At 43.8% G+C, this 21,905-nt stretch carries 24 protein-coding genes; 22 read left to right on the forward strand and 2 right to left on the reverse strand.

Going from position 1 to position 21,905, the window contains the following annotated elements; genetic code table 11:
* Window positions 1-177: 177 nt before the first annotated feature.
* The 7 genes from ACTNDQ_RS12805 to ACTNDQ_RS12835 all read left to right on the forward strand — a co-directional run bounded on the left by ACTNDQ_RS12805 (window position 178) and on the right by ACTNDQ_RS12835 (window position 8,549).
* Complete coding sequence (locus ACTNDQ_RS12805; RefSeq protein WP_022426223.1) at window positions 178-783, forward strand: Maf family protein; 606 nt, start codon at window positions 178-180, stop codon at window positions 781-783.
* Window positions 784-791: 8 nt separating this feature from the next.
* Complete coding sequence (locus tag ACTNDQ_RS12810) at window positions 792-1,457, forward strand: HAD family hydrolase (protein ID WP_441064773.1); 666 nt, start codon at window positions 792-794, stop codon at window positions 1,455-1,457.
* Window positions 1,450-2,253 (forward strand): HAD family hydrolase, encoded by an 804-nt coding sequence (locus ACTNDQ_RS12815; protein ID WP_278603926.1) that lies wholly within the window; start codon window positions 1,450-1,452, stop codon window positions 2,251-2,253. Before ACTNDQ_RS12810 ends, ACTNDQ_RS12815 begins: the two co-directional genes overlap by 8 nt.
* A gap of 1 nt (window position 2,254) precedes the next feature.
* The gene (locus ACTNDQ_RS12820) at window positions 2,255-2,512 is read left to right on the forward strand and encodes a hypothetical protein (protein ID WP_015525887.1); all 258 of its coding nucleotides are present in this window, start codon (window positions 2,255-2,257) and stop codon (window positions 2,510-2,512) included.
* 120 nt (window positions 2,513-2,632) lie between these two features.
* Window positions 2,633-5,641 carry a hypothetical protein gene (locus tag ACTNDQ_RS12825; RefSeq protein WP_441064774.1) on the forward strand — a complete coding sequence of 1,003 codons (3,009 nt, stop codon included), beginning with the start codon at window positions 2,633-2,635 and terminating at the stop codon, window positions 5,639-5,641.
* 240 nt (window positions 5,642-5,881) lie between these two features.
* Window positions 5,882-7,936: a molecular chaperone HtpG gene (gene htpG / locus ACTNDQ_RS12830; protein ID WP_441064775.1), complete on the forward strand. Its 2,055-nt coding sequence runs from the start codon at window positions 5,882-5,884 to the stop codon at window positions 7,934-7,936.
* A gap of 280 nt (window positions 7,937-8,216) precedes the next feature.
* Window positions 8,217-8,549, forward strand: a complete 333-nt coding sequence (locus ACTNDQ_RS12835; protein ID WP_265191264.1) for a sporulation initiation factor Spo0A C-terminal domain-containing protein — start codon at window positions 8,217-8,219, stop codon at window positions 8,547-8,549.
* On the opposite strand, the gene ACTNDQ_RS12840 is transcribed toward ACTNDQ_RS12835, so the two are convergent.
* On the reverse strand, window positions 8,550-9,053 hold the full coding sequence (locus ACTNDQ_RS12840) for a DUF5721 family protein (RefSeq protein WP_278795035.1): 504 nt from the start codon (window positions 9,051-9,053) through the stop codon (window positions 8,550-8,552).
* Between the two features lie 159 nt (window positions 9,054-9,212).
* Between ACTNDQ_RS12840 and ACTNDQ_RS12845 the strand changes: the two genes are divergently transcribed.
* The gene (locus ACTNDQ_RS12845; protein WP_278795032.1) at window positions 9,213-10,052 is read left to right on the forward strand and encodes a DegV family protein; all 840 of its coding nucleotides are present in this window, start codon (window positions 9,213-9,215) and stop codon (window positions 10,050-10,052) included.
* A gap of 117 nt (window positions 10,053-10,169) precedes the next feature.
* Entirely contained in the window at window positions 10,170-10,424 is a 255-nt protein-coding gene (locus tag ACTNDQ_RS12850) for a hypothetical protein (RefSeq protein WP_118516104.1), read from the forward strand.
* Between the two features lie 144 nt (window positions 10,425-10,568).
* Here the strand turns inward: ACTNDQ_RS12850 and ACTNDQ_RS12855 are convergent, their stop codons facing one another.
* Window positions 10,569-10,769, reverse strand: coding sequence for a cold-shock protein (locus tag ACTNDQ_RS12855; protein ID WP_015525894.1), 201 nt, complete (start codon window positions 10,767-10,769; stop codon window positions 10,569-10,571).
* Window positions 10,770-11,093: 324 nt separating this feature from the next.
* On the opposite strand from ACTNDQ_RS12855, the gene ACTNDQ_RS12860 reads away from it, so the two are divergent.
* The 13 genes from ACTNDQ_RS12860 to purN all read left to right on the forward strand — a co-directional run bounded on the left by ACTNDQ_RS12860 (window position 11,094) and on the right by purN (window position 21,894).
* Window positions 11,094-12,392, forward strand: coding sequence for a dihydroorotase (locus ACTNDQ_RS12860; RefSeq protein ID WP_441064776.1), 1,299 nt, complete (start codon window positions 11,094-11,096; stop codon window positions 12,390-12,392).
* Entirely contained in the window at window positions 12,389-13,315 is a 927-nt protein-coding gene (gene pyrF / locus ACTNDQ_RS12865) for an orotidine-5'-phosphate decarboxylase (protein WP_021650965.1), read from the forward strand. Before ACTNDQ_RS12860 ends, pyrF begins: the two co-directional genes overlap by 4 nt.
* Before the next feature lie 15 nt (window positions 13,316-13,330).
* On the forward strand, window positions 13,331-14,125 hold the full coding sequence (locus tag ACTNDQ_RS12870; protein ID WP_278795025.1) for a dihydroorotate dehydrogenase electron transfer subunit: 795 nt from the start codon (window positions 13,331-13,333) through the stop codon (window positions 14,123-14,125).
* A complete protein-coding gene (locus ACTNDQ_RS12875) occupies window positions 14,122-15,027 on the forward strand; it encodes a dihydroorotate dehydrogenase (RefSeq protein ID WP_441064777.1) in 906 nt (301 codons plus the stop codon). The genes ACTNDQ_RS12870 and ACTNDQ_RS12875 overlap by 4 nt, the downstream gene beginning before the upstream one ends.
* 139 nt (window positions 15,028-15,166) lie before the next feature.
* A complete protein-coding gene (gene pyrE, locus ACTNDQ_RS12880; RefSeq protein WP_015525899.1) occupies window positions 15,167-15,841 on the forward strand; it encodes an orotate phosphoribosyltransferase in 675 nt (224 codons plus the stop codon).
* A 70-nt stretch (window positions 15,842-15,911) separates the two neighbouring features.
* The gene (locus tag ACTNDQ_RS12885; protein WP_022426215.1) at window positions 15,912-16,064 is read left to right on the forward strand and encodes a hypothetical protein; all 153 of its coding nucleotides are present in this window, start codon (window positions 15,912-15,914) and stop codon (window positions 16,062-16,064) included.
* A 28-nt stretch (window positions 16,065-16,092) separates the two neighbouring features.
* Window positions 16,093-16,602 (forward strand): VanZ family protein, encoded by a 510-nt coding sequence (locus ACTNDQ_RS12890; RefSeq protein ID WP_330664884.1) that lies wholly within the window; start codon window positions 16,093-16,095, stop codon window positions 16,600-16,602.
* Window positions 16,586-16,900, forward strand: a complete 315-nt coding sequence (locus ACTNDQ_RS12895) for a hypothetical protein (protein WP_015525901.1) — start codon at window positions 16,586-16,588, stop codon at window positions 16,898-16,900. Before ACTNDQ_RS12890 ends, ACTNDQ_RS12895 begins: the two co-directional genes overlap by 17 nt.
* A 3-nt stretch (window positions 16,901-16,903) precedes the next feature.
* Window positions 16,904-17,515 (forward strand): HD domain-containing protein, encoded by a 612-nt coding sequence (locus ACTNDQ_RS12900; RefSeq protein ID WP_021650961.1) that lies wholly within the window; start codon window positions 16,904-16,906, stop codon window positions 17,513-17,515.
* Window positions 17,496-19,577, forward strand: a complete 2,082-nt coding sequence (locus ACTNDQ_RS12905) for an aminopeptidase (protein ID WP_441064778.1) — start codon at window positions 17,496-17,498, stop codon at window positions 19,575-19,577. The genes ACTNDQ_RS12900 and ACTNDQ_RS12905 overlap by 20 nt, the downstream gene beginning before the upstream one ends.
* Before the next feature lie 123 nt (window positions 19,578-19,700).
* Window positions 19,701-20,201, forward strand: a complete 501-nt coding sequence (gene purE / locus ACTNDQ_RS12910) for a 5-(carboxyamino)imidazole ribonucleotide mutase (protein ID WP_015525905.1) — start codon at window positions 19,701-19,703, stop codon at window positions 20,199-20,201.
* Window positions 20,202-20,251: 50 nt separating this feature from the next.
* On the forward strand, window positions 20,252-21,277 hold the full coding sequence (gene purM / locus ACTNDQ_RS12915) for a phosphoribosylformylglycinamidine cyclo-ligase (RefSeq protein ID WP_279200808.1): 1,026 nt from the start codon (window positions 20,252-20,254) through the stop codon (window positions 21,275-21,277).
* On the forward strand, window positions 21,271-21,894 hold the full coding sequence (gene purN, locus ACTNDQ_RS12920; protein WP_015525907.1) for a phosphoribosylglycinamide formyltransferase: 624 nt from the start codon (window positions 21,271-21,273) through the stop codon (window positions 21,892-21,894). The genes purM and purN overlap by 7 nt, the downstream gene beginning before the upstream one ends.
* Window positions 21,895-21,905: the final 11 nt, after the last annotated feature.

The following is a 21,905-nucleotide window of genomic DNA, read 5'->3' on the forward strand; positions in this document are numbered from 1 at the left end:
AATACGAAATAAAAAGTGCTTCAAATGAATCTGTAGTGAGTATAACAAAAAAACTTCTGTTATGCACTACGCCTTCTTTTGAAGCACTTACAGTACAAAATGCTCCTGCAACGATTTCGGTTGCGCCCATTTACAGAAACGGTTATACTGATAACACAGGAAAGAGAGGAATTACACATGAAGAAAATCGTGCTTGCTTCCGCATCTCCCAGGAGGCGGGAACTTTTAAGCCAGGTAGGAGTCGCCTTTGAAGTGAAGCCTGCCAGCGGGGAAGAACGGATCACCAGTGCAGAGCCTGCGAAAGTGGTGGAGGAACTTTCTCGTCAGAAAGCTATGTTTACGGCATACGCGCTGGAGGAAGAGGAGAACCGAGATCTGAGAGATGTGGTTGTGATCGGTGCAGATACCGTTGTATCTTATGAGGGTAAGATTTTAGGTAAACCGGCAGATGAGACAGCTGCAATAGAGATGCTCGCTATGCTGCAGGGGAATACACATCAGGTATATACCGGTGTAACTTTGCTGATAAGAGAAAAAGGGAGATGGAAAGCTCATACCTTCCATGAGTGCACAGATGTGAGCTTTTATCCGGTGACAGAGGAAGAAATAAAGGAATATGTAAACAGCAAAGACCCAATGGACAAAGCCGGAAGCTATGGGATCCAGGGCGCCTGGGGAGCCTATGTGAAGGGAATCCGTGGTGATTATAACAACGTGGTGGGACTGCCTGTGGCAAGACTGATCTATGAGACAAAAAAACTGGGAATGAACCTGAGAGGATGAAAGACAAAATGATAAAAGCTTGTATATTTGATCTGGATGGAACAATTGCGGATACACTGGAATCTATGGCATATGTGGCTAATGAGATCATGGAAAAGTTTTCCCTGAAACCACAGCCGACAGATAATTTTCGTTATTACAGCGGTGAAGGTGCAGATATGCTGATCAGAAGATGCCTGATCGATGCAGGAGATCCGGAGCTGGTACACTACGAAGAAGTCCGGGAACTTTATCGCAGGAAATTTGATGAAGATCCGCTGTATAAAGTTGTGCCATATAAAGATATGCCGGAAACCCTTCAGAAGCTGAAACATGCAGGCCTTAAGATGGCTGTATGCTCCAATAAGCCTCATGTTGCGGCGCAGAAAGTGGTAAAGGCGATCTATGGCGATCTGTTTGATGAGGTGATGGGACAGCAGGAGGGAATCCGCAGAAAGCCGGCACCGGATGGTCCGCTGAAGATTGCAGAAGATTTCGGCGTAAAGCCGGAAGAATGTATGTATATCGGAGATACAAAGACAGATATGCAGACAGGAAGTGCTGTCGGAATGTATACCGTTGGTGCACTATGGGGATTCCGTGACAGAGAAGAGCTTGAAAATAACGGTGCAGATATTGTAGCAGCTGTACCTGGTGATCTGTTTACTATTTATGAGGAGAAGCAGCATGATTAAGATGGTTGCCAGTGATCTGGATGGAACGCTGCTTATCGGTGGAAGACAGACGCTGCCGGAAGAGATCTTTCCGCTGGTAAAGGAACTGAAAAAAATGGGAATCCTCTTTGTGGCAGCCAGTGGCAGACAGTATGCCAATATGAGGAATCTTTTTGCGCCGGTAAAGGACGAGATGGCATTTATCAGTGAAAATGGCGGGCTCGCTGTCCAGAATGAGAAGCTTCTGTACTGTGACAGCTTTGACAAAGAACTGGTCAGAGAGATCATTCAGGCAATATGGGAAAAGCCCGGAGCGGAATTTTCCTGTTCTACAAAGGATTTTTATTATATCATGCCCAAGACAGAACATTATCGCCATCTGATGATCGAAGAAGTAAAAAATCAGTGTAAGATCATAAAGAGTTTTGATGAGATCACAGAGCCTTGTATGAAGGTTGCAGTTTATGAGAGAGAAGGAATGACGGAGGAATCCATCCGGTACTGGAGAGAACGGTTCAAAGACAGATGTACTGTTGTGACATCCGGATTTGCGTGGGTGGATTTTGTTCCATTTACCACGAACAAAGCAAAAGGGATCCGTAAATACCAGGAACTTTTGGGAATCGGACCGGATGAATGCATGGCGTTCGGGGATGAATACAATGATATTGAAATGATGAAATCTGTAAAATACAGCTTTGCCATGAAGCATGCGAAGCCAGGGGTAAAGGCGGCGGCTTTCTATGAGACAGAGAAGGTGGAACCAGTACTTCGCAGACTGATCGCGGCGGGTGGAGATATAAAGGAGGTACTTTAATATGTACAAGAAAGAATATGTCCAAACATTTCTGGAAAAACAGGGTCAGCTTTTTGATGAGCCGGTAGCAGAGGATTTTGAGGAGGCAGAGGAATTTCTCGAGGATTGCATGGCAGTTGTGCTGGATTCCCTGAAGGATGTTAAAAAATATCTGGATGGAATGGGCGCAGATGTGGAGGGGATTTCCCTGAAGGAGCTGGAAGAAGAAAGCGAAGTATTTAAACTCCCGGACGGAAAATATATGATCGTAGAAGGCTGACGGAAAGCAGGGATTACACCTCTGAAAATTAAATATGATAAACTTGCATCAGCAAAAAGAAAGCCCTGCGTAGAAAGGGTAAATGTGGGGAAAATAAAATGATGTAAAGGAGGATGGGATATGAAAAAAAGCAGAGTGCTGGCAGTCGTCATGGCTGTGCTTATGATGGTAACGCTGCTTCCATCGATGGTATTTGCCACTGCAGTTCCATCTGAAACTCTTGATGGAAAGCTGAAGGTCAAAGGAACACTTGCGATCGGGTCTACTTTAAGTGCAGATTACTCAAAGGTCAAGCCGGAGGGGATCACAGATGATAATGTGAGTTTTTCCTGGTCATTAAAGGACGGAGACCTTCTTACAGAGGTAGGAACTGACAAGACTTATAAAATCGATGAAAAAGATCTGGGTCTTCCGATCGTTCTGAAGATCACCGGAAAAGAAGAGACGGGAGTCAGTGGTGAGCTTACGGTGACGACCCAGGAGGTTTCCGAAACAGAGGAGGAAGCCAAAGCACTGGCAGAAAAGAAAAAGGAAGAAGCCAAAGCAGCAGGAGAAGATCCGGATGCGGAGGAAAGTGAAGCTTCGGCAGATTCGGAGTCTTCAGAGAACACGCCGGATACAGAAGCTGGAACGTCAGAGGAGCCTGATAGTGCTCAGCCTGAGGAAACCATAGAGCCGGCAGAAGAAACGGAGTCTGCGGATGTGCAGGAGAATACAGATGTACAGGAAAATACAGATGCACAGGAACCTGCAGATACCCAGGAGCCTGCTGAAAACTCTGTTATAGAAGTAAACGGAGAACAGTCAGGGCCTCAGAATACCGATGAGGCAGATACATCCGGAGATAGTCAGACAGAGACACCGGATTCCGCAGATACAGCAGCAGAAGCTTCCGAAAAAAATGAGGAACCGACATATTCGGCATCTGCATACACGGAAGATGGAAGTGGAATTCTGGATTTTGGTTCCGTGGAAGAGGGATATACGGAAATTCCGGAAGCACAGATGGTTACTATCACAAATAACGGAACCGGAGATCTTAATTTTAAAGAGATCGCCCCGGAGAATTTCATGGCTGCGGATATTAACGATGCGCCATTAAAGAGTGGTGAAAGTGTTGCTGTGTGGGTAAAACCACGAGAAGGTCTGAAGGCTGGAGAATACAAAGATCTGATCACGTATCAGACAGAAGAAGGTGCCGATGTCTTCTTTGAAGCGGACTTTACAGTAAAAGAACCGGAAAATAAAAAAGCCGAAGATCATGAAAATAATGAGCAGACAGATCCCGGGAAAACATCGGACCCTGCAGCGGAAAAAATATACAAGCTAACTGCGGATCCGACAGAACTGCCTTTTGATGATCTGACTGCCGGTTATGAAAAGGTAGAAACAACAAGTACAGTCACGATCAAAAACGAAGGTACAGAAGCTGTGACGTTAGTACAGCCTGAGTCGGAGTTTTTTGATATTGCGCCGGTCAGTGAAGTGGAGAGCAGCGGAAATATCCAGTTGGCGCAGGGAGGAGAGCAGACCTTTACCGTACAGCCTAAGCTTGGACTCTCTGCAAAAGATGATTCATACGTGGAAGAGCTTGTATTTGCTTCTGATGAAAGCACGGAAGCATCTGCTACAGTGACGGCTTCGGTTATGGTAAAGACAGAAACACCAAAAACAGTTACTGCAACAGTAAAACCGGAAGGTCCTCTGTTTTTTGGAACACTGGAACAGGGCTATGAGATCGCGCCGGATGCACAGCCTGTAACCGTAGAGAATACAGGTACAGAGGCTATCCGGATCCAGCTTTCTGCTCCGGAGGATTATGAGGTGGGAGAGCCTTCTGCTGAAGTGCTCAATCCCGGAGATAAGGCGGCAACCTTTACTGTACAGCCTAAGACCGGTCTTCAGGCCGGAGATCACAGCGATACGATTTCTGTGACAGATCAGAATACCGGAAACACACTGGCTGAAGTCCGGCTGGAATTTACAGTTTCAGAGCCGGAACCGGAACCCAATCCCGGTCTTTCGGTAACAGACAGTCTGGAGTTTGGAACCAAAGAAGAAGGATATAAGGAACTTCCTGATGCGAAGACAGTTACAGTTACCAACACCGGAAATACAAAGATCGTTCTGAAACAGCCTTCATCAAATGCATATACAATTGGTACACTTTCCGCCACAGAGCTGGAAGCAGGAGATAATGCAACCTTTAGCGTACAGCCGGTCAGCGGACTTTCACAGGGGGAATATCTGGAAGACATTGTGATCGCCAATGATGCAAATGTGGAAGCTTATGTAAACGTCCATTTCAGCGTTACAAAGAAAAAAACAGATAACAGTGAGAAGGCGAATAACCTTACAGGTATCAAAAAGCCATCCGATATCAAAGATCTTCCCAATGGAACCCAGAAAACCCAGAAAGCCCTGAAGCTTCCGGGAACAGTAAAGATCACTACAACAAAGGGAGAGCAGAAGGCATCTGTTAAATGGGATGTTAAGGGATCTTCTTATGATCCGTTTTCTGCAGAACGTCAGATATTTAATGTAAAAGGTACTGTCATTCTTCCGGAGGGGGTTAAGAATCCCAACAAGATCAGTACAGTGATCGCAGTAAGTATTACAGTAAATGGATATCAGGGCACGGAAGCCGCTGCATCGGACAATAAGATCACAGGAATTGATTCCAATGGCAAGTATGATACCAATACAAAGATCACCTTTACAGCAGCTGGTGCAGGGATGGATAATACAAACCCGCGTAAGGGAGATACCAGATATCAGCCAAAGAGCTGGAAGATCACAGAGACCCGTACCTGGGATGGAGAGCCTTATACTGCAACATTCCGTGTCAGCAAGCCGGGAAAATATACTCTGAAAGTTACCTTTGGACAGCAGAAATATGACGGCTCCAGCTGGAAGGATACCGGTACACAGTCAGAAAGTACGGTTACTTTTACGGTATCACAGGCAGCAGTTCTTACTGCGACTCCGAGTCCGGCAGTGACACAGACAAATCAGAAATCTGCAGTGCGGACGGGAGACAGTACACCGATCATGATATTTGTGATCATTTTGATTGTGGCTGTGGTATGTATTGGAGGAATCCTTGTATATCGTAGAAAGAAAAAATAAGAACAGAATGTAGAAGATAGTTTTACAGCACCCTCCGTACAAAAAATGTACGGAGGGATTTTTTTGCACATAGAGATCCGTTTTACATGCTGTTACTAGCACTCTATAATGATGAGTGCTAAATTTTTCTTGACTTTTGTAAAAAGTCGTATTAGTATATATTTATTGAAAAAAACAACAGGTTTCCGGCTCTGTCGGAACATCAGAAATAAAAATAAAAACAAAAGGAGAGTGACATATATGTCAGCAAAACATGGCAGTTTATCAATCAACAGTGAAAATATTTTTCCGATTATCAAGAAATGGTTATATTCCGACCATGATATTTTTGTAAGAGAGATGATCTCCAACGGATGCGATGCGATCACCAAACTGAGAAAGCTGGAAGTTATGGGAGATTATACATTCCCGGAAGGTTACAAACCGGCTGTAAATGTTATCGTTGATCCAGATCAGAAAACTTTGAAGTTTATCGATAACGGTATTGGTATGACAGCAGATGAAGTAGAGGAATATATCACACAGATCGCTTTTTCCGGTGCCACAGAGTTTCTTGAGAAATATAAGGATAAAACAACGGATGATCAGATGATCGGTCATTTCGGACTTGGATTTTATTCTGCATTTATGGTTGCAGATGAAGTTCATATCGATACTCTCTCTTACAAGGAGGGTTCCACACCGGTACATTGGACCTGTGACGGTGGTACGGAGTATGAGATGGCAGACGGAAACAAAACAGAACCGGGAACAGAGATCACTCTTTTCCTCAATGAGGAAAGCCTGGAGTTTGCCAATGAATATCGTATGAGAGAGGTTATTGAGAAATACTGTTCTTTCATGCCGGTAAATATCTATCTTTCCAAAGCAAATGCTGAACAGGAGTATGAAACCATCGATGAGGCAGATCTCCGTGAAGATGATGTGGTAGTTGAACATATCCATGAGGATGCCAAGACAGAGGAAAAGGAGAATGATAAAGGCGAGAAAGAAGTTGTGGAAGTTTCTCCTGCCAAAGATAAAGTAAAGATCAATAAACGGCCGGTATCCTTAAGCGATACACAGCCGCTCTGGATGAAGCATCCAAATGAGTGCACGGATGAAGAGTATAAAGAATTTTACCGTAAGGTATTTATGGATTACAAGGAACCACTGTTCTGGATACATCTGAACATGGACTATCCGTTCAACCTGAAGGGTATCCTGTATTTCCCGAAGATCAGGACAGAGTATGATTCCATTGAGGGAACCATCAAGCTTTATAATAATCAGGTATTTATTGCAGATAACATCAAAGAGGTGATCCCGGAATTCCTTCTTCTTCTGAAAGGCGTGATCGACTGTCCGGATCTTCCACTGAATGTTTCTCGTTCTGCACTGCAGAATGATGGTTTTGTGAAAAAGATTTCTGAATACATCACCAAGAAAGTAGCAGATAAGCTCACCGGAATGTGCAAGACAGACAGAGAGTCTTATGAGAAGTACTGGGATGATATCAGCCCGTTTATCAAATTTGGATGCATCAAGGATGCGAAATTTGGTGAGAAGATGAACGATTATATCCTCTTTAAGAATCTGGACGGCAAATATCTTACCCTGAAAGACTGCATTGAGGAAAATAAAAAAGAAGAAACAAAAGCAGCTGAAGAGGAGAAGACAGAGGAGAAAGCTTCTGAAGGCTCCCAGAATGAGGAACCGGAAAAAACGGTGATCTATTATGTGACCGATGAGGTACAGCAGAGCCAGTACATTAATATGTTCCGTGAAGCGGGTAAAGATGCTGTACTGCTGAAGCATGTGATCGATTCACAGTTTATTTCCCATCTTGAACAGCAGGATCAGACGATCCAGTTCAAGAGAATTGATGCAGATCTGACAGAAGAGCTTCGTGAAGACGGAGAAGCGGATGAAACAACAGTCAAGACACTTACTGAGGTGTTCCGTAAGAATCTTGGCAAGGATAAACTTGAAGTAAAAGTAGAGAAGCTGAAAAATGAGGGAACTGCAGCGATGATCACTCTTCCTGAGGAGAGCCGCCGTATGCAGGATATGATGAAAATGTACAATATGTACGGAATGAATCCGAATATGTTCGGTGGTCAGGAAGTACTTGTACTGAATGCAAATCATCCTCTTGTAAGATTTATAGCAGAAAATCAGGGATCAGAGTATGTTCAGGTGATCTGTGAACAGCTTTATGATCTTGCAATGATGAGCCATAAACAGCTTTCTCCTGAAGAAATGACAAAATTTGTAAAGAGAAGCAACGATATCCTTATGGTCCTTACAAAATAAAACGACATATAAAATGATCGAAAGGCTTTGCCCGTAATTGGGCGAAGCCTTTGTTTTTTTTATAACAATATGTGTATCTTTAACACAATTAGAGGAATTTTAAATAAAATAATAGATATTAAATAAAAATAACCTGTAAAATATGACTAAAAATTTAAATTAGTATCTAATATGTATAAAATAAATTTTCAAAAGAAAGCGAAAAATATAGATAAGTGTCGTATTATACATAAGGGAGTGCTTTTAAAAAGAGAAAAAAATGAAATGGAGGAACAAATGTATGAAAAAGGTGTATGGATTGATCAGAAGACTTGGTGCAAATTCGAAATATAAAGGATATTTTTTCGTTGCGGAAGCGGTAAAGATTTCCATGGGGGATCAGTATAAACCATTGCGGATCACAAAGGATATTTATCCATGCCTGGCGCGGAAGTACAGATCAACACCTACCAATATTGAGCATGATATCAGAACAATGGTAAATGTGTGTTGGGAAGGAAATAAAAAACTGCTGGATGAGATTGCAGGATATCCTCTGGAATACAAGCCTACCAACAGTGAATTTATTGATATGCTTGCGTATTACCTGAGGGAAATAGAAGAAGAGAATTGACTATAGCCTTTCAAAAAGAATCTGATTCCTGGACAGAAAGTTCAGGATCATATCATCCCAGAGCTGCTCCGGGCGTTTATCCATAGAGAATGTTTTAAGAGAGGTTCCGGTAGTACAAAGAAGGCTGTTATTTTTAAATTGAAGATTTAAGAATAGTCCGTCTATCTGTTCGGAGGAAATTCCGAAATCTGTATTTCTCATTGCAGCTTCAACTCCACTCCGACTTAAATGCAGCACGATCCTGAAGCTTAAGGGCGTACGCTTACCGCGGATCACAGACCAGCAGAAAGGTCTGATGTCTTTCCAGAGAGAATGTGTCCGGCCGTGCTCTGTGAGTCTGTTCATGCTGTCTGTATCAAAAAAATCTTTCTGAAGCCTGCCATCAATGGTAAAAGTATTAAAAGTAGTCACAGTCGCTTCGGACAGACAGAATTTGTCAAATACTTCTCCTATAAAAAGTTTGTTTGTGAAATCCCGGATATCTGTGATCTTTAATGCAAGCATGCCGCACTTCCTTTCTTTTATGTGATCGCGTGTAGACATTATATCTCAGATAAAGAAAAAAGGACAGACTTTTTAAAAAACTCTTTTCAAATATCTGTTTATGTGATACGATAGATGTGGTATTGAATACTACATATAATGGAAAAGAGGACGATATAATTGAGCTATAAGATTGCGATAGATAGCTGTGGGGAGCTTTTAGATGAATGGAAAAATGACGGCAGGATTGAATCCATACCACTGACGCTGACGGTGGGCGGTGAGAATATTATAGATGATGAGAATTTCGATCAGAAAGATTTTTTAAAGAAGGTTGCGGCCTGCCCGGAATGCCCCAAGTCTGCATGCCCTTCTCCGGAACGCTATATGAAGGCATATGAGTGTGATGCGGAACACATTTATGCGGTGACGCTATCGGCAGAATTGAGTGGTTCCTATAACAGTGCGATTCTTGGAAAAAACCTGTTCCTGGAAGAGCAGCCGGAGAAAAAGGTTCATGTATTTAATTCCAAATCTGCATCCGGTGGTCAGAGTCTGATTGCCATGAAGATCGTGGAGTGTGAAGAAAAGGGACTTTCTTTTGAAGAAGTAGTAAGTGAAGTAGAGAAATATATTGAAGAGATGAGCACATTTTTTGTGTTGGAGAATCTGGAAACTCTGCGCAAGAACGGACGTTTGAGCAGAGTGAAAGCTCTGGTGGCCAGTGCACTGAAGATCAAGCCGGTTATGGGATCTACTCCGGAAGGAACGATCTGTCAGCTGGATCAGGCCAGAGGCATGAATAAAGCAATCGTAAAAATGGTGGATCACATCGGAGAGAAGGGGATCAACATCCCGGAAAAGACAGTTGCCATCACTCATTGCAACTGTCCGGAAAGAGCGAAGATGCTGGAGGAGGCTATCCGTGAGAAACTGAATCCTGCAAAGATCGTAGTTATGGATACTGCCGGTGTCAGCAGTATGTATGCCAACGATGGTGGCGTTATCGTAGCAGTCTGATCAGAGAAAATCTCCAGTTCAGAAAATTATCACATTTCTTCAGGGAGTTGCCGCTTTTCTTTTGAAAACAAGTGTGCTATAATGAACGAAGTACTGAAGCGGCAAAGGAGAAAGACAATGAGCCAGAAGAAAGTTGACAAATATAAAAACAGCAAATACTCGCGAAACAGTGCCCTGAAGAAGGAACGCGCAGAATTTGTACTTGAGATGGCGGCATGGATCCTCATCGCGGTTCTGCTTGTGGGATGGATCGGATATTCCGCGTACGCCAAGATTCAGGCGAAGGAAGCCAGCGTGAAGGTGGATACTGTGATGGATACTTCTGCATTGACAGATTATATTTCCGGATTATCTTCAGACAGTGCGGAATAGAAAACACATATGAAATGATGGGTTCCCGGGATGTGTTGAAGCATCCCGGGGATTTTTATATACAGGATAAATATAATGCAATAAAAAACGGGTCTGCCATAAAGCAGCCCCGTTTTGACTTATACGTTTTTTATGGTTATAGAATTATAACTTTGTAACGTTAGCAGCCTGCATTCCGCGAGCGCCCTCTGTTAAGTCGTAGGATACAGCCTGTCCTTCTTCAAGAGATTTGAAGCCTTCACCGTTGATAGCGGAGAAGTGTACGAATACATCCTGTCCGTCCTCACCTGTGATAAAACCATAACCTTTTTCTGCGTTGAACCATTTTACAGTTCCCTTGTTCATTTTGTGTTACCTCCATAAAAATAAAAAAAATTAAAATAGCCTTCTGATGATAATAAAAAATCACCAGATTTTACAGACTATATTCATGTAAATATAATCTCTAAAAACTAGTGATTTTACATTAAATATCTTGCCATGCTCTGATTATATAACCCGTGTTTTGAAATGTCAAGGAGAAAATTCCAACAATTCCGGGGTGTAAAAAGGGGCGAAATTGCTTTGTAAAAAAATCTTTATAAATAGAGAAATTTCGTGTATGATATAATAGAATACAAGCGGATTTAAGGATCTGCTTTGAAAATACAGGATGAGAGGAGAACAGAAATGGGGATTCTGATTCGAGGAGGCCGGATCGTGGATGCGGCTACAGATACGGATAAAACAGGCGATATTTATCTGGAAGACGGAATCATTGCGGAAATAGGCCAGAAGCTGAAAAAGAAAGACGGCGACCGTGTGATCGATGCGAAAGGAAAGCTGGTCATGCCGGGAATTATCGACCTTCATGTCCATTTTCGTGATCCGGGCCAGACACATAAAGAAGATATCAAGAGTGGTGCTGCTGCGGCAGCACGTGGTGGTGTGACAACTGTAGTTGCTATGCCAAATACAACTCCCACTATTGATAATCCGGACCGGGTAAACTATGTACATAACAAGGCGGCGCAGGTTTCCGGTATTCATGTACTTCAGGCAGGTGCAGCCACCATGGGAGAAAAGGGTACTGAACTTGCAGATATTGCCGGAATGGTGAAAGCAGGGATCCCGGCAGTGTCCGAGGATGGTAAATCTGTGATGAATACAGCACTTTGTAAAGAAGCAATGAGGATCGCAGCAGAATGTGGCGTGCCGTTTTTTGACCATTGTGAAGATATCGATCTGCGTGGAGATGGATGCATGAATGAGGATGAGAACGCCAAAAGACTGGGGCTTCCCGGAATCTGCAATGCAGTGGAAGATACCATTACAGCCAGAGATATCATTCTGGCGCTGGAGACAGGAGTCCATCTTCATCTCTGCCACTGTTCCACTTATGGGGATGCCCAGATGATGAAGATCGTAAAAGAGAAAGGATACGACAATATCACAGCTGAAGTATGCCCGCACCATTTTATCCTTTCATCCGATGATATTAAAACAGATGACCCGAATTACAAGATGAATCCGCCGCTCCGTACACCGAAGGATGTGGAAGCACTGAAACAGGGCCTGAAGGACGGTACCATCGAGGTGATCAGCACGGACCATGCACCGCACAGTGCACAGGAAAAAACAGGTTCTATGAAGAATGCACCATTTGGGATCGTAGGTCTGGAAACAAGCCTTCCGCTCACCTATACAGAGCTGGTGGAAAAAGATGTGATCACACTGAAACAGATGGTTGAGAAGATGTGCCTGAATCCGGCGAAAATCCTCGGGCTTGACAGAGGAACTCTCCAGAAAGGCCATCCGGCAGATGTGATCATCGTGGATACGGAGCAGGAGTATGCTATCGATAAAAATAAATTTGTTTCCAAAGGACATAACTCACCGTTTGATGGCTGGAAAGTAAAGGGAAAAGTGCTTTATACCATCTGTGACGGAAAAATTGTATTTAATAACCAGGAGGAGAAAGAATCATGATTAACAAACTGATCAGCAATATCCGCAAAACAAATGCACCAATCGTTGTAGGACTGGATCCTATGCTGAATTATATTCCGGAGCATATCCAGAAAAAGGCTTTTGCTGAGTTTGGGGAGACTCTCGAGGGCGCTGCAGAAGCAATCTGGCAGTATAACAAAGGAATCGTGGATGCGACCTTTGATCTGATCCCGGCAGTGAAACCACAGATCGCCATGTATGAGCAGTTTGGTATCCCAGGACTGATCGCATACAAGAAAACGGTTGAGTATTGTAAATCCAAAGATCTGGTTGTGATCGGTGATATCAAAAGAGGTGATATCGGTTCCACATCTGCAGCATATGCAGTTGGTCACCTGGGACAGGTTCAGGTAGGCTCAAAAAAATATGCAGGTTTTGATGAGGATTTTGCAACGGTCAATCCATACCTTGGTTCTGATGGTGTGAAACCCTTTATGGATGTATGCAAGGAAGAGAAAAAGGGTATCTTTGTTCTGGTCAAAACTTCCAATCCATCAAGTGGTGAGTTCCAGGATCGTGTCATCGACGGTCGCCCGCTCTATGAGCTGGTAGGTGAGAAGGTTGCACAGTGGGGCGATGAGCTTATGGGTGACGGATATAGTTATGTTGGTGCTGTTGTAGGTGCGACCTATCCGGAAATGGGAAAGGTATTAAGAAAGATCATGCCGAAGACATTTATCCTTGTTCCCGGATATGGTGCTCAGGGTGGAAAGGGCGCAGATCTTGTCCATTTCTTTAATGAGGACGGACTTGGTGCTATCGTAAACTCTTCCAGAGGAATCATCGCTGCATATAAGCAGGAGAAATATAAAGAGTTTGGCGCTGAAAATTACGCAGATGCTTCCAGAGCGGCAGTAAAAGATATGATCGCGGATATCAGCGGTGCGCTGGAGAACAGATAATACAGGAGGCATTTTATGAGTACATCAGAAAGTAAAAAAACAAAAAAGCCCTGTAAGATACTCAGCCAAGAATGTATTGGTACAGATATTTACAGTATGTGGCTGGATGCAGGTGAGATTGGAAAAAATGCAGTGCCGGGACAGTTTGTATCACTTTACAGCCGCAATGGCGGTAAGCTTCTGCCAAGACCCATCAGTCTCTGTGAGATCGATAAAGCAGAAGGAAAACTGAGACTGGTATATCGCGTTACAGGAAAAGGAACCGGTACGGAGGAATTTTCCAGACTTCATGCAGGGGTCCCCATTGAGACTATGGGACCTCTGGGAAATGGCTTTCCACTGGAGGCAGTAAAAGGCAAAAAAGTGTTTCTCATGGGTGGAGGAATCGGAATCCCGCCAATGCTGGAAACTGCTAAACAGCTGGACGCAGAAAAGATCATGGTTCTCGGATACAGAGATGAGCTGTTTTTAAATAAGGAATTTGAAGCTTATGGAGATGTCTATGTGGCAACAGAAGACGGCTCTGCAGGAACAAAGGGAAATGTTATGGATGCCATCCGTGAGAACGATCTTGAGGCAGATGCGATCTTTGCCTGCGGACCTGCCCCGATGCTCCGTGCCATCAAGGCATATGCCCTTGAAAAGGGGATTCCGTGCTGGATCTCCATGGAAGAGCGTATGGCCTGTGGCGTAGGCGCGTGTCTTGCCTGTGTGTGCAAATCCAAAGATGTGGATACGCATTCTCATGTCCATAACAAGAGAGTATGTAAAGACGGACCTGTATTCCTGAGCACGGAGGTAGAGTTATGAGCAGAATGAATGTAAATCTTGCCGGTGTAGAACTTAAGAATCCGGTGATGACAGCGTCCGGAACATTTGGTTCCGGAGTGGAATACAGTGAATTTGTGGATCTGAACAGACTTGGCGCAGTTGTGACAAAAGGTGTGGCAAATGTACCGTGGTCGGGAAATCCTACACCGAGAGTGACAGAGACAGCATCCGGAATGCTCAATGCCATTGGTCTTCAGAATCCGGGAATTGATGTTTTCTGTGAAAGAGATATTCCGTTCCTTAAAAAATATGATACAAAGATCATCGTCAATGTCTGTGGAAAATCTGCAAAGGATTACTGTGAGGTTGTAGAACGCCTTGGAAACGAGCCTGTGGATATGCTGGAGATCAATGTTTCCTGTCCGAATGTCAAGGAAGGCGGAATCGCCTTCGGTCAGAATCCGAAAGCGCTTGAAGAGATCACAAAAGAAGTAAAGAAATATGCAAAACAGCCGGTGATCATGAAGCTGAGCCCAAATGTAACCGATATTACCGAGATGGCGAAAGCAGCAGAAGCTGGCGGCGCAGATGTTCTTTCTCTTATCAATACCCTGACAGGAATGAAGATCGATATCAACAGACGTACATTTGCACTGGCAAATAAAACCGGTGGAATGTCCGGCCCTGCAGTAAAACCGGTAGCTGTCCGTATGGTATATCAGGTGGCAAATGCAGTATCCCTTCCTATCATCGGTATGGGAGGAATCGCAACTGCTGAGGATGCCCTGGAATTTATTATGGCAGGTGCTACTGCAGTGTCTGTGGGAACTGCAAACTTTTTTAACCCTTATGCCACTGTGGAGATCGCAGATGGTATTCAGGCATTTCTTGAAAAACAGAAAGTGGAAGACATCAATGAGCTGATCGGAGTAGTGAAATAACGGAGGATTGCCGTATTTGCAATTCTGTTGTTCATATGTTAGAATTAACAGGATAAATAAAGGGATTTTACACTGGGATTGCAGCAGAGTGTGGATCATGGGTTTGTCGTATATATGAAAAACATGGAGGATTAGATAAATGGAACAGTATAAGCAGGAATTTATTGAATTTATGATTGACTGTAATGTCCTGAAATTTGGAGATTTTACTACGAAATCAGGAAGAAAGACACCATTTTTTGTAAATACAGGATTTTACCGTACCGGTGCGCAGCTTCGCAAGTTGGGACAGTATTATGCAAAAGCGATAGAAAGCAAATTCGGACTGGATTTTGATGTGCTGTTTGGACCGGCATACAAAGGAATTCCGCTTTCTGTAGCAGCAACTATGGAGATCAGTGAAATGTACGGAAAGGATATCCGTTACTGTTCCAACCGTAAGGAAGTGAAAGACCACGGAGATAAAGGAATTCTTCTTGGCAGCCCGATCCAGGATGGGGATAAGGTAGTGATCATTGAAGATGTTACGACTGCAGGAACATCCATTAAAGAAACACTTCCGATCATCAAAGCGCAGGGAGATGTAAATCCGATAGGTCTTGTGGTTTCTGTTGACCGTATGGAACGTGGCCAGGGAACAAAGAGTGCGCTCAAAGAGATCGAGGAAACCTACGGCCTTCAGACTACAGCTATTGTAACTATGGCGGAGGTTGTTGAGCATCTCTACAACAAAGAATACAAAGGCCGTGTTGTGATCGATGATAAGCTGAAAGCTGCCATTGATGCATATTATGACCAGTACGGCGCAGAATAATATTGTTATAAAAGGTCATAAAAGAGCGGCGGATTCCGAAGGTCCGCTTTTACTGGGAGGACGCAGCCTTATGAATGAAAAAATTTATAAAACTATGGCGAGCAGCGGGGCGGGAAGCCTTGCACTCGGTATTGTCGTTCTGGTGACGGGACTTGTCACAGGAATTCTGATGATCGTGAACGGTGCGAGACTGCTCAGAAGAAAATCAGAGATATTAATCTAATATGATCTGAAAAGCCGCACGTTGTTCCGTGTGGCTTTTCGGACTATTTAAGCAGGGGAGAATATTGGAAAAAGGGACAAAACGCAGAGTAAAAAAACTCGGGACAGCTTTTTTTGTATTGTATGTTCTTGTTCTTGTGTATCTTTTGTTCTTTTCGGAAGGATACGGAAGAGTGGCGGATGCAGAAAGAGAATACCGTTACAATCTTGTTCCGTTTGTGGAGATCAGGCGTTTCTGGACTTATCGAAAAATAGTGGGTACATTTGCGCTTTTCACAAATGTTTTTGGAAATGTGCTGGGATTTGTGCCATATGGATTTATTCTTCCGGTAATAACCGGAAAAATGCGAAATGGCTTTTTTATCATATTATCCGGCTTTGTTATCAGCCTGACGATAGAAGTGATCCAGCTGCTTACAAAAGTTGGCTGCTTTGATGTGGATGATATGATATTGAATACTCTGGGCGCAGCGCTTGGATATGGGATTTATGCAGTCTGCGACAGGATTAGGAGAAAAATTAATGGCAAGAAGATATAGATATGCATTTGCAAAAAAAAGAGAAGCTTCCAAGGGAAAATGGTCTGTAGGACTTGCGGCGGCTTCCCTCGTGCTGTTTATCGCGGCAGTTGTGCTTGCACTCTTTTTTGATGGAAAGCTCGGGGGCCTGATCGGCGGAACCGGGCTTTTTGCCATGCTGCTTTCTGCATATGGCTTTACACTGGGGCTTTCCAGCTTTTCGGAAGAAAACCGGAAACACAGGACGAGCATGGTCGGGTCTATTTTGAACGGAGTGATCCTGGTTATCTGGCTGGGACTTTTTTTATCGGGGGTATAACAGATGGATAAAAAAGAACGCTTAAAAAAACAGCTGGACTTTATTATGGAAATAGATAAAGTCAAGAATATTTTCCGTCAGACATATCTTGCAGACGGAAAGCGGAAAGAGAATGATGCGGAGCATTCCTGGCATCTGGCGTTGATGGCAGTGCTTTTAAAGGAATATTCCAATGAGGAAGTGGATCTTTCGAAGGTGATTCCTATGGTACTGGCGCATGATCTGGTAGAGATTGATGCAGGTGATACCTATGCATATGATGAAAAAGGAGCGACAACCAAGGAATACAGGGAGAAGCAGGCAGCAGAACGGATCTATGGACTATTGCCGGAAGATCAGGGACAGTGGTTAAAAGCATTATGGGAGGAGTTTGAGGCTTACGAAACCCCGGAGGCGAAATTTGCCCATGTGCTGGATAACTGTCAGCCATTGTTTCTAAATGATGCTTCCAACGGAAAAAGCTGGGAAGAGCATCAGGTGAAGAAAAGTCAGATTTATAAGAGAAACCGGAAAACAGGAGAGGGTTCTGAAGTGATCTGGGAATATATGAAAGAACTCGTTGACAAACACATTGCCCTGGGGCATGTGATCGATGATGAAAAAGATGGGAGATGAAGTCTTGGAAGAATGCATGAAAGAACGTTATGGACTTGCGAAGGAACGGATCCGTGAGATCATAACAGAAGAAACCGTAAAAAAACCGTTTGGAGATTTTTTCAGAAACAGGGCAAAGTTTCTTTCCATGGCAGCAGATGTGATGGATGAGGGCTCAGCAGAGCTTACGATGGAGGCGCTGAAGGAGAGAAATCATTGCTTTTATCAGGATATCCTCCCGGAAAATTATGAAAGCAGCTATGGAAATCCGGCGTATGCAGTACAGCAGATGGGAGAATATGGAAAAGCCTTCAGTTTTCTGTATGCAGAGATCGCAGGAATTGTAGCTTATGCTCATGAGAAAAGGCTGTGGGATATGACTGTATCCATGGAACTGTTTCTGGAAGTATATTCTGCATTTTGTGAGGAAGAACTTCCGGAGGCGGCAACAGTGGAAGGGATTCTCCGTTCCTATGTGAATGATTACTGCCAGGATATGATGGAGCAGAGGATACGGGAAGGTGTAGATCCGGAGCTTGACTTTGCAGCAGATATCATCATGAATTCGGATCTTTCGGATCTGAGATATCTGTATCGCTATGGCGAGTTTGTTTCAGAGAATGAAACAGGAGTTGCAGAGTTTCTGAACTCCCTTTCTCAGGAAGAGATCGATAAGATGGCTTCTACCTATACAGAAGGCTATCGGATCGGATTTATCACCGGACGGAAGGATATCACAAAAAAGAAAACAGTAAATATCCGATATAGTCTTGGTTTTGAACGGATGGTAAAAGCAGCGATCCTCCAGTTTGAAAAAATGGGTCTGAAGCCGGTGATCTATCGCCATGCAACGCATGTGGTAAATAAGAGAGGCGCCGTGAGAGTAGGCTATACAGGCGGCGTTGCCAATCCGCAGTACGATTACGATCATCGTCAGGACAGTGCATTGTTCCTGGATGGGGATTTTGTTCAGCGAAAACTTCGTGCTATGCAGACCTCCTATGAGAAGTACAGAGAACTGGCAGAAGTACATGGCGGTCCGGCCTGCATTGATACATTTGGAGAAAATCCTTTCTCTCCGATAAGTAAACCGGAAGCTTATGCATTAAGCGAGACACAGCAGAAGCTTCAGACAGAACTTGACAATGAATCTGGACAGATCGTAAACCGATACATCAAAGGTGATGAGAGAAGTTTTACGATCATTGCATATCCGGTTCCTGAGATTGGTGGAAATTATGAGGAAATTTTCCGCGAGATCGTAAAAATCAATACATTGGATTACCATCTCTATCAGGAAATCCAGCAGACGATCATCAATACCCTGGATACCTGTGAGTGGGTGGAAGTCAAAGGACGTGGAGACAATGAGACGGATCTTCTGATCCATCTTCATGAACTGACAGATCCGAAGAAACAGACGAATTTTGAGAACTGTGTGGCAGATGTGAACATTCCGGTGGGCGAAGTCTTTACATCTCCGCAGCTGGCAGGCACAGGCGGAATCCTCCATGTGAAAAAAGTATATCTGAACGGTCTTCAGTTCCGGGATCTGAAGCTGGTATTTGACTGCGGCCAGGTTATTGATTACACCTGCTCGAATTTTAAAACCGAAGAAGAGAACCGGAAATATATTGAAGATAATATCCTCCACCACCATCCGAAGATCCCCATGGGAGAGTTTGCCATCGGTACAAATACCACAGCTTATGTGGCGGCGCTGAAATACGGAATTGCGGATAAGCTTCCGATCCTGATCGCAGAAAAAATGGGACCGCATTTTGCTGTGGGCGATACCTGTTACAGCTGGGCAGAGGATACACCGGTATATAATCCGGATGGAAAAGAGATCATCGCCAGGGATAATGAGATTTCCGAGATGCGAAAGGATGACGTAAGCCTTGCTTATTATGGCTGTCATACAGATATTACGATACCTTATGATGAGCTTGGAAGTATCCGGGTGATCGATGATGAGGGAGAAATGATCTCCATTATCGAAAACGGAAGGTTTGTTCTTCCTGGAACAGAGGAATTGAACCGTCCTTTTGAGAATCTTCCATTAAATAATAATATAAGTTAATTAGTAAATTTACAGTTTTTCCGATCGTATTGACAGAAAGTGAGAATATACGTAGAATAACCATAACAATAGTCAAAGGACACAGGCTAATATTCAGTTAGTGTACCATGAAAGGAGAACGCAATGGCAAAAGTAGGAATTGTAATGGGTAGTGATTCAGATATGCCGGTTATGAGCAAAGCAGCAGATATCCTGGAGAAACTGGGGATTGATTATGAAATGAAGATCATTTCCGCACACAGAGAACCGGATGTATTTTTCGAGTATGCAAAGACAGCAGAAGAAAAAGGCTTCAAAGTTATCATCGCAGGCGCAGGAATGGCAGCTCATCTTCCGGGAATGTGCGCAGCGATCTTTCCGATGCCGGTGATCGGTATTCCGATGCATACAACATCTCTGGGAGGAAGAGATTCCCTTTACTCAATCGTACAGATGCCAAGCGGTATCCCGGTTGCTACAGTAGCGATCAATGGTGGTGCCAATGCGGGACTTCTTGCTGCCAAGATCCTTGCAACTTCCGACGCAGAGCTTCTTTCCAGACTGAAAGCCTACAGTCAGGATCTGAAGGAGCAGGTTGAGAAGAAAGACGCAAGGCTTCAGGAAGTTGGATACAAAAATTACTAAATAAATCTTTTACCATAAAAATAAAAAGGTGTTGTCATAAGGAGGACATTATGGATTACAAGACTTCAGGCGTAGATATTGAGGCAGGATACAAATCAGTAGAGCTGATGAAAAAGCACATTGCCAAGACAATGAGACCGGAGGTACTTGGAGGAATCGGTGGATTCTCAGGGGCATTTTCCATGGAGAAATTCAAAGATATGGAAGAGCCTACTCTGGTTTCCGGAACAGACGGATGTGGAACCAAGGTTAAGGTAGCCATGGTTATGGACAAGCATGATACCATCGGAATCGATGCTGTAGCCATGTGTGTAAATGATATTGCATGTGCAGGCGGCGAGCCATTGTTTTTCCTGGACTACATTGCCTGCGGCAAAAATTATCCGGAAAAGATCGCAGAGATCGTAAAAGGTGTTGCAGAGGGCTGTGTACAGTCTGAGGCAGCTCTGATCGGTGGTGAGACAGCAGAGCATCCTGGACTTATGCCGGAAGATGAGTACGACCTTGCCGGATTTGCAGTAGGAGTCGTTGACAAAAAAGATCTTCTTACAGGAGAGGCCCTGAATCCAGGAGATGTCCTGATCGGTATGGCTTCCACAGGAGTTCACAGCAATGGATTTTCTCTTGTACGTAAAGTATTTGACATGACAAAAGAGTCTCTGGATACTTATTATGAAGAGCTTGGAACAACTCTGGGAGAGGCACTGATCGCACCGACCAGAATCTATGTAAAAGCGCTGAAGAGCATCCGAGAGTCTGGCGTGAAGATCCATGCATGCAGCCATATCACAGGTGGTGGATTCTATGAGAATATCCCGCGTATGCTGAAAGAGGGAACCAGAGCTGTTGTCAAAAAAGACAGCTATCCGGTACTTCCGATCTTTAAGCTCCTTGCCGAAAAAGGAAATATTGATGAGCATATGATGTACAATACATATAATATGGGTCTTGGAATGATCCTGGCAGTAGATCCTGCAGATGTTGACAAAACAATGGAAGCTATCCGCAAAACCGGCGATAAGCCATATGTGGTAGGATCCATTGAAGAGGGAGAAAAGGGAGTGACCTTATGTTAAAGATCGGTGTTCTTGTTTCCGGTGGGGGAACGAATCTTCAGGCGATCCTGGATGCTATTGATGCAGGAGAGATCACAAATGCAAAAGTGGATATTGTGATCAGTAATAATGCCTCCGCTTATGCTCTGGAAAGAGCCAGAAAGCATGATATAGAGGCGGTATGCATCGCACCGAAAGACTATCCGGACCGAGAAGCTTTCCATAAAGCATTACTGGCGAAGCTTCAGGAAAAAGAGGTGGATCTGATCGTTCTTGCAGGATATCTGGTTGCAATCCCTCCGATGATGGTGGAAGCGTATCCCAACAAGATCATCAATATCCATCCATCTCTGATCCCGTCTTTCTGCGGAAAAGGTTTTTATGGACTTAAGGTCCATGATGCAGTTCTTGCAAGAGGCGTGAAAGTAACAGGCGCTACGGTTCATTTCGTAGATGCCGGAACGGATACAGGTCCGATCATTCTTCAGAAAGCAGTAAAGGTAAAAGACGGAGATACATCCAAGGAGCTTCAGAGACGTGTAATGGAAAAAGCAGAGTGGAAGATCCTTCCGGAAGCAATCAATCTTATCGCCAATGACAAGATCACAGTGACAGATGGAATTGTTTCTTTAAAGTAATCAGCAGACAG

The sequence above is a fragment of the Blautia massiliensis (ex Liu et al. 2021) genome, from assembly GCF_052064225.1.
In the GTDB taxonomy this organism is placed as follows: domain Bacteria; phylum Bacillota; class Clostridia; order Lachnospirales; family Lachnospiraceae; genus Blautia_A; species Blautia_A fusiformis.

Excerpts from the sequence above, each read along its gene's own strand:
- purM (WP_279200808.1), top strand. The coding sequence starts at position 20,252 with ATGGATTACAAGACTTCAGGCGTAGATATTGAGGCAGGATACAAATCA.
- ACTNDQ_RS12850 (WP_118516104.1), top strand. The coding sequence starts at position 10,170 with ATGAGCCAGAAGAAAGTTGACAAATATAAAAACAGCAAATACTCGCGA.
- ACTNDQ_RS12835 (WP_265191264.1), top strand. The coding sequence starts at position 8,217 with ATGAAAAAGGTGTATGGATTGATCAGAAGACTTGGTGCAAATTCGAAA.
- ACTNDQ_RS12820 (WP_015525887.1), top strand. The coding sequence starts at position 2,255 with ATGTACAAGAAAGAATATGTCCAAACATTTCTGGAAAAACAGGGTCAG.
- ACTNDQ_RS12840 (WP_278795035.1), bottom strand. The coding sequence starts at position 9,053 with ATGCTTGCATTAAAGATCACAGATATCCGGGATTTCACAAACAAACTT.
- ACTNDQ_RS12810 (WP_441064773.1), top strand. The coding sequence starts at position 792 with ATGATAAAAGCTTGTATATTTGATCTGGATGGAACAATTGCGGATACA.
- ACTNDQ_RS12895 (WP_015525901.1), top strand. The coding sequence starts at position 16,586 with ATGGCAAGAAGATATAGATATGCATTTGCAAAAAAAAGAGAAGCTTCC.
- htpG (WP_441064775.1), top strand. The coding sequence starts at position 5,882 with ATGTCAGCAAAACATGGCAGTTTATCAATCAACAGTGAAAATATTTTT.
- ACTNDQ_RS12860 (WP_441064776.1), top strand. The coding sequence starts at position 11,094 with ATGGGGATTCTGATTCGAGGAGGCCGGATCGTGGATGCGGCTACAGAT.
- pyrF (WP_021650965.1), top strand. The coding sequence starts at position 12,389 with ATGATTAACAAACTGATCAGCAATATCCGCAAAACAAATGCACCAATC.
- ACTNDQ_RS12885 (WP_022426215.1), top strand. The coding sequence starts at position 15,912 with ATGAATGAAAAAATTTATAAAACTATGGCGAGCAGCGGGGCGGGAAGC.
- pyrE (WP_015525899.1), top strand. The coding sequence starts at position 15,167 with ATGGAACAGTATAAGCAGGAATTTATTGAATTTATGATTGACTGTAAT.
- ACTNDQ_RS12870 (WP_278795025.1), top strand. The coding sequence starts at position 13,331 with ATGAGTACATCAGAAAGTAAAAAAACAAAAAAGCCCTGTAAGATACTC.
- ACTNDQ_RS12825 (WP_441064774.1), top strand. The coding sequence starts at position 2,633 with ATGAAAAAAAGCAGAGTGCTGGCAGTCGTCATGGCTGTGCTTATGATG.
- ACTNDQ_RS12855 (WP_015525894.1), bottom strand. The coding sequence starts at position 10,769 with ATGAACAAGGGAACTGTAAAATGGTTCAACGCAGAAAAAGGTTATGGT.
- ACTNDQ_RS12805 (WP_022426223.1), top strand. The coding sequence starts at position 178 with ATGAAGAAAATCGTGCTTGCTTCCGCATCTCCCAGGAGGCGGGAACTT.
- ACTNDQ_RS12815 (WP_278603926.1), top strand. The coding sequence starts at position 1,450 with ATGATTAAGATGGTTGCCAGTGATCTGGATGGAACGCTGCTTATCGGT.
- purN (WP_015525907.1), top strand. The coding sequence starts at position 21,271 with ATGTTAAAGATCGGTGTTCTTGTTTCCGGTGGGGGAACGAATCTTCAG.
- purE (WP_015525905.1), top strand. The coding sequence starts at position 19,701 with ATGGCAAAAGTAGGAATTGTAATGGGTAGTGATTCAGATATGCCGGTT.
- ACTNDQ_RS12905 (WP_441064778.1), top strand. The coding sequence starts at position 17,496 with ATGAAAAAGATGGGAGATGAAGTCTTGGAAGAATGCATGAAAGAACGT.
- ACTNDQ_RS12875 (WP_441064777.1), top strand. The coding sequence starts at position 14,122 with ATGAGCAGAATGAATGTAAATCTTGCCGGTGTAGAACTTAAGAATCCG.
- ACTNDQ_RS12900 (WP_021650961.1), top strand. The coding sequence starts at position 16,904 with ATGGATAAAAAAGAACGCTTAAAAAAACAGCTGGACTTTATTATGGAA.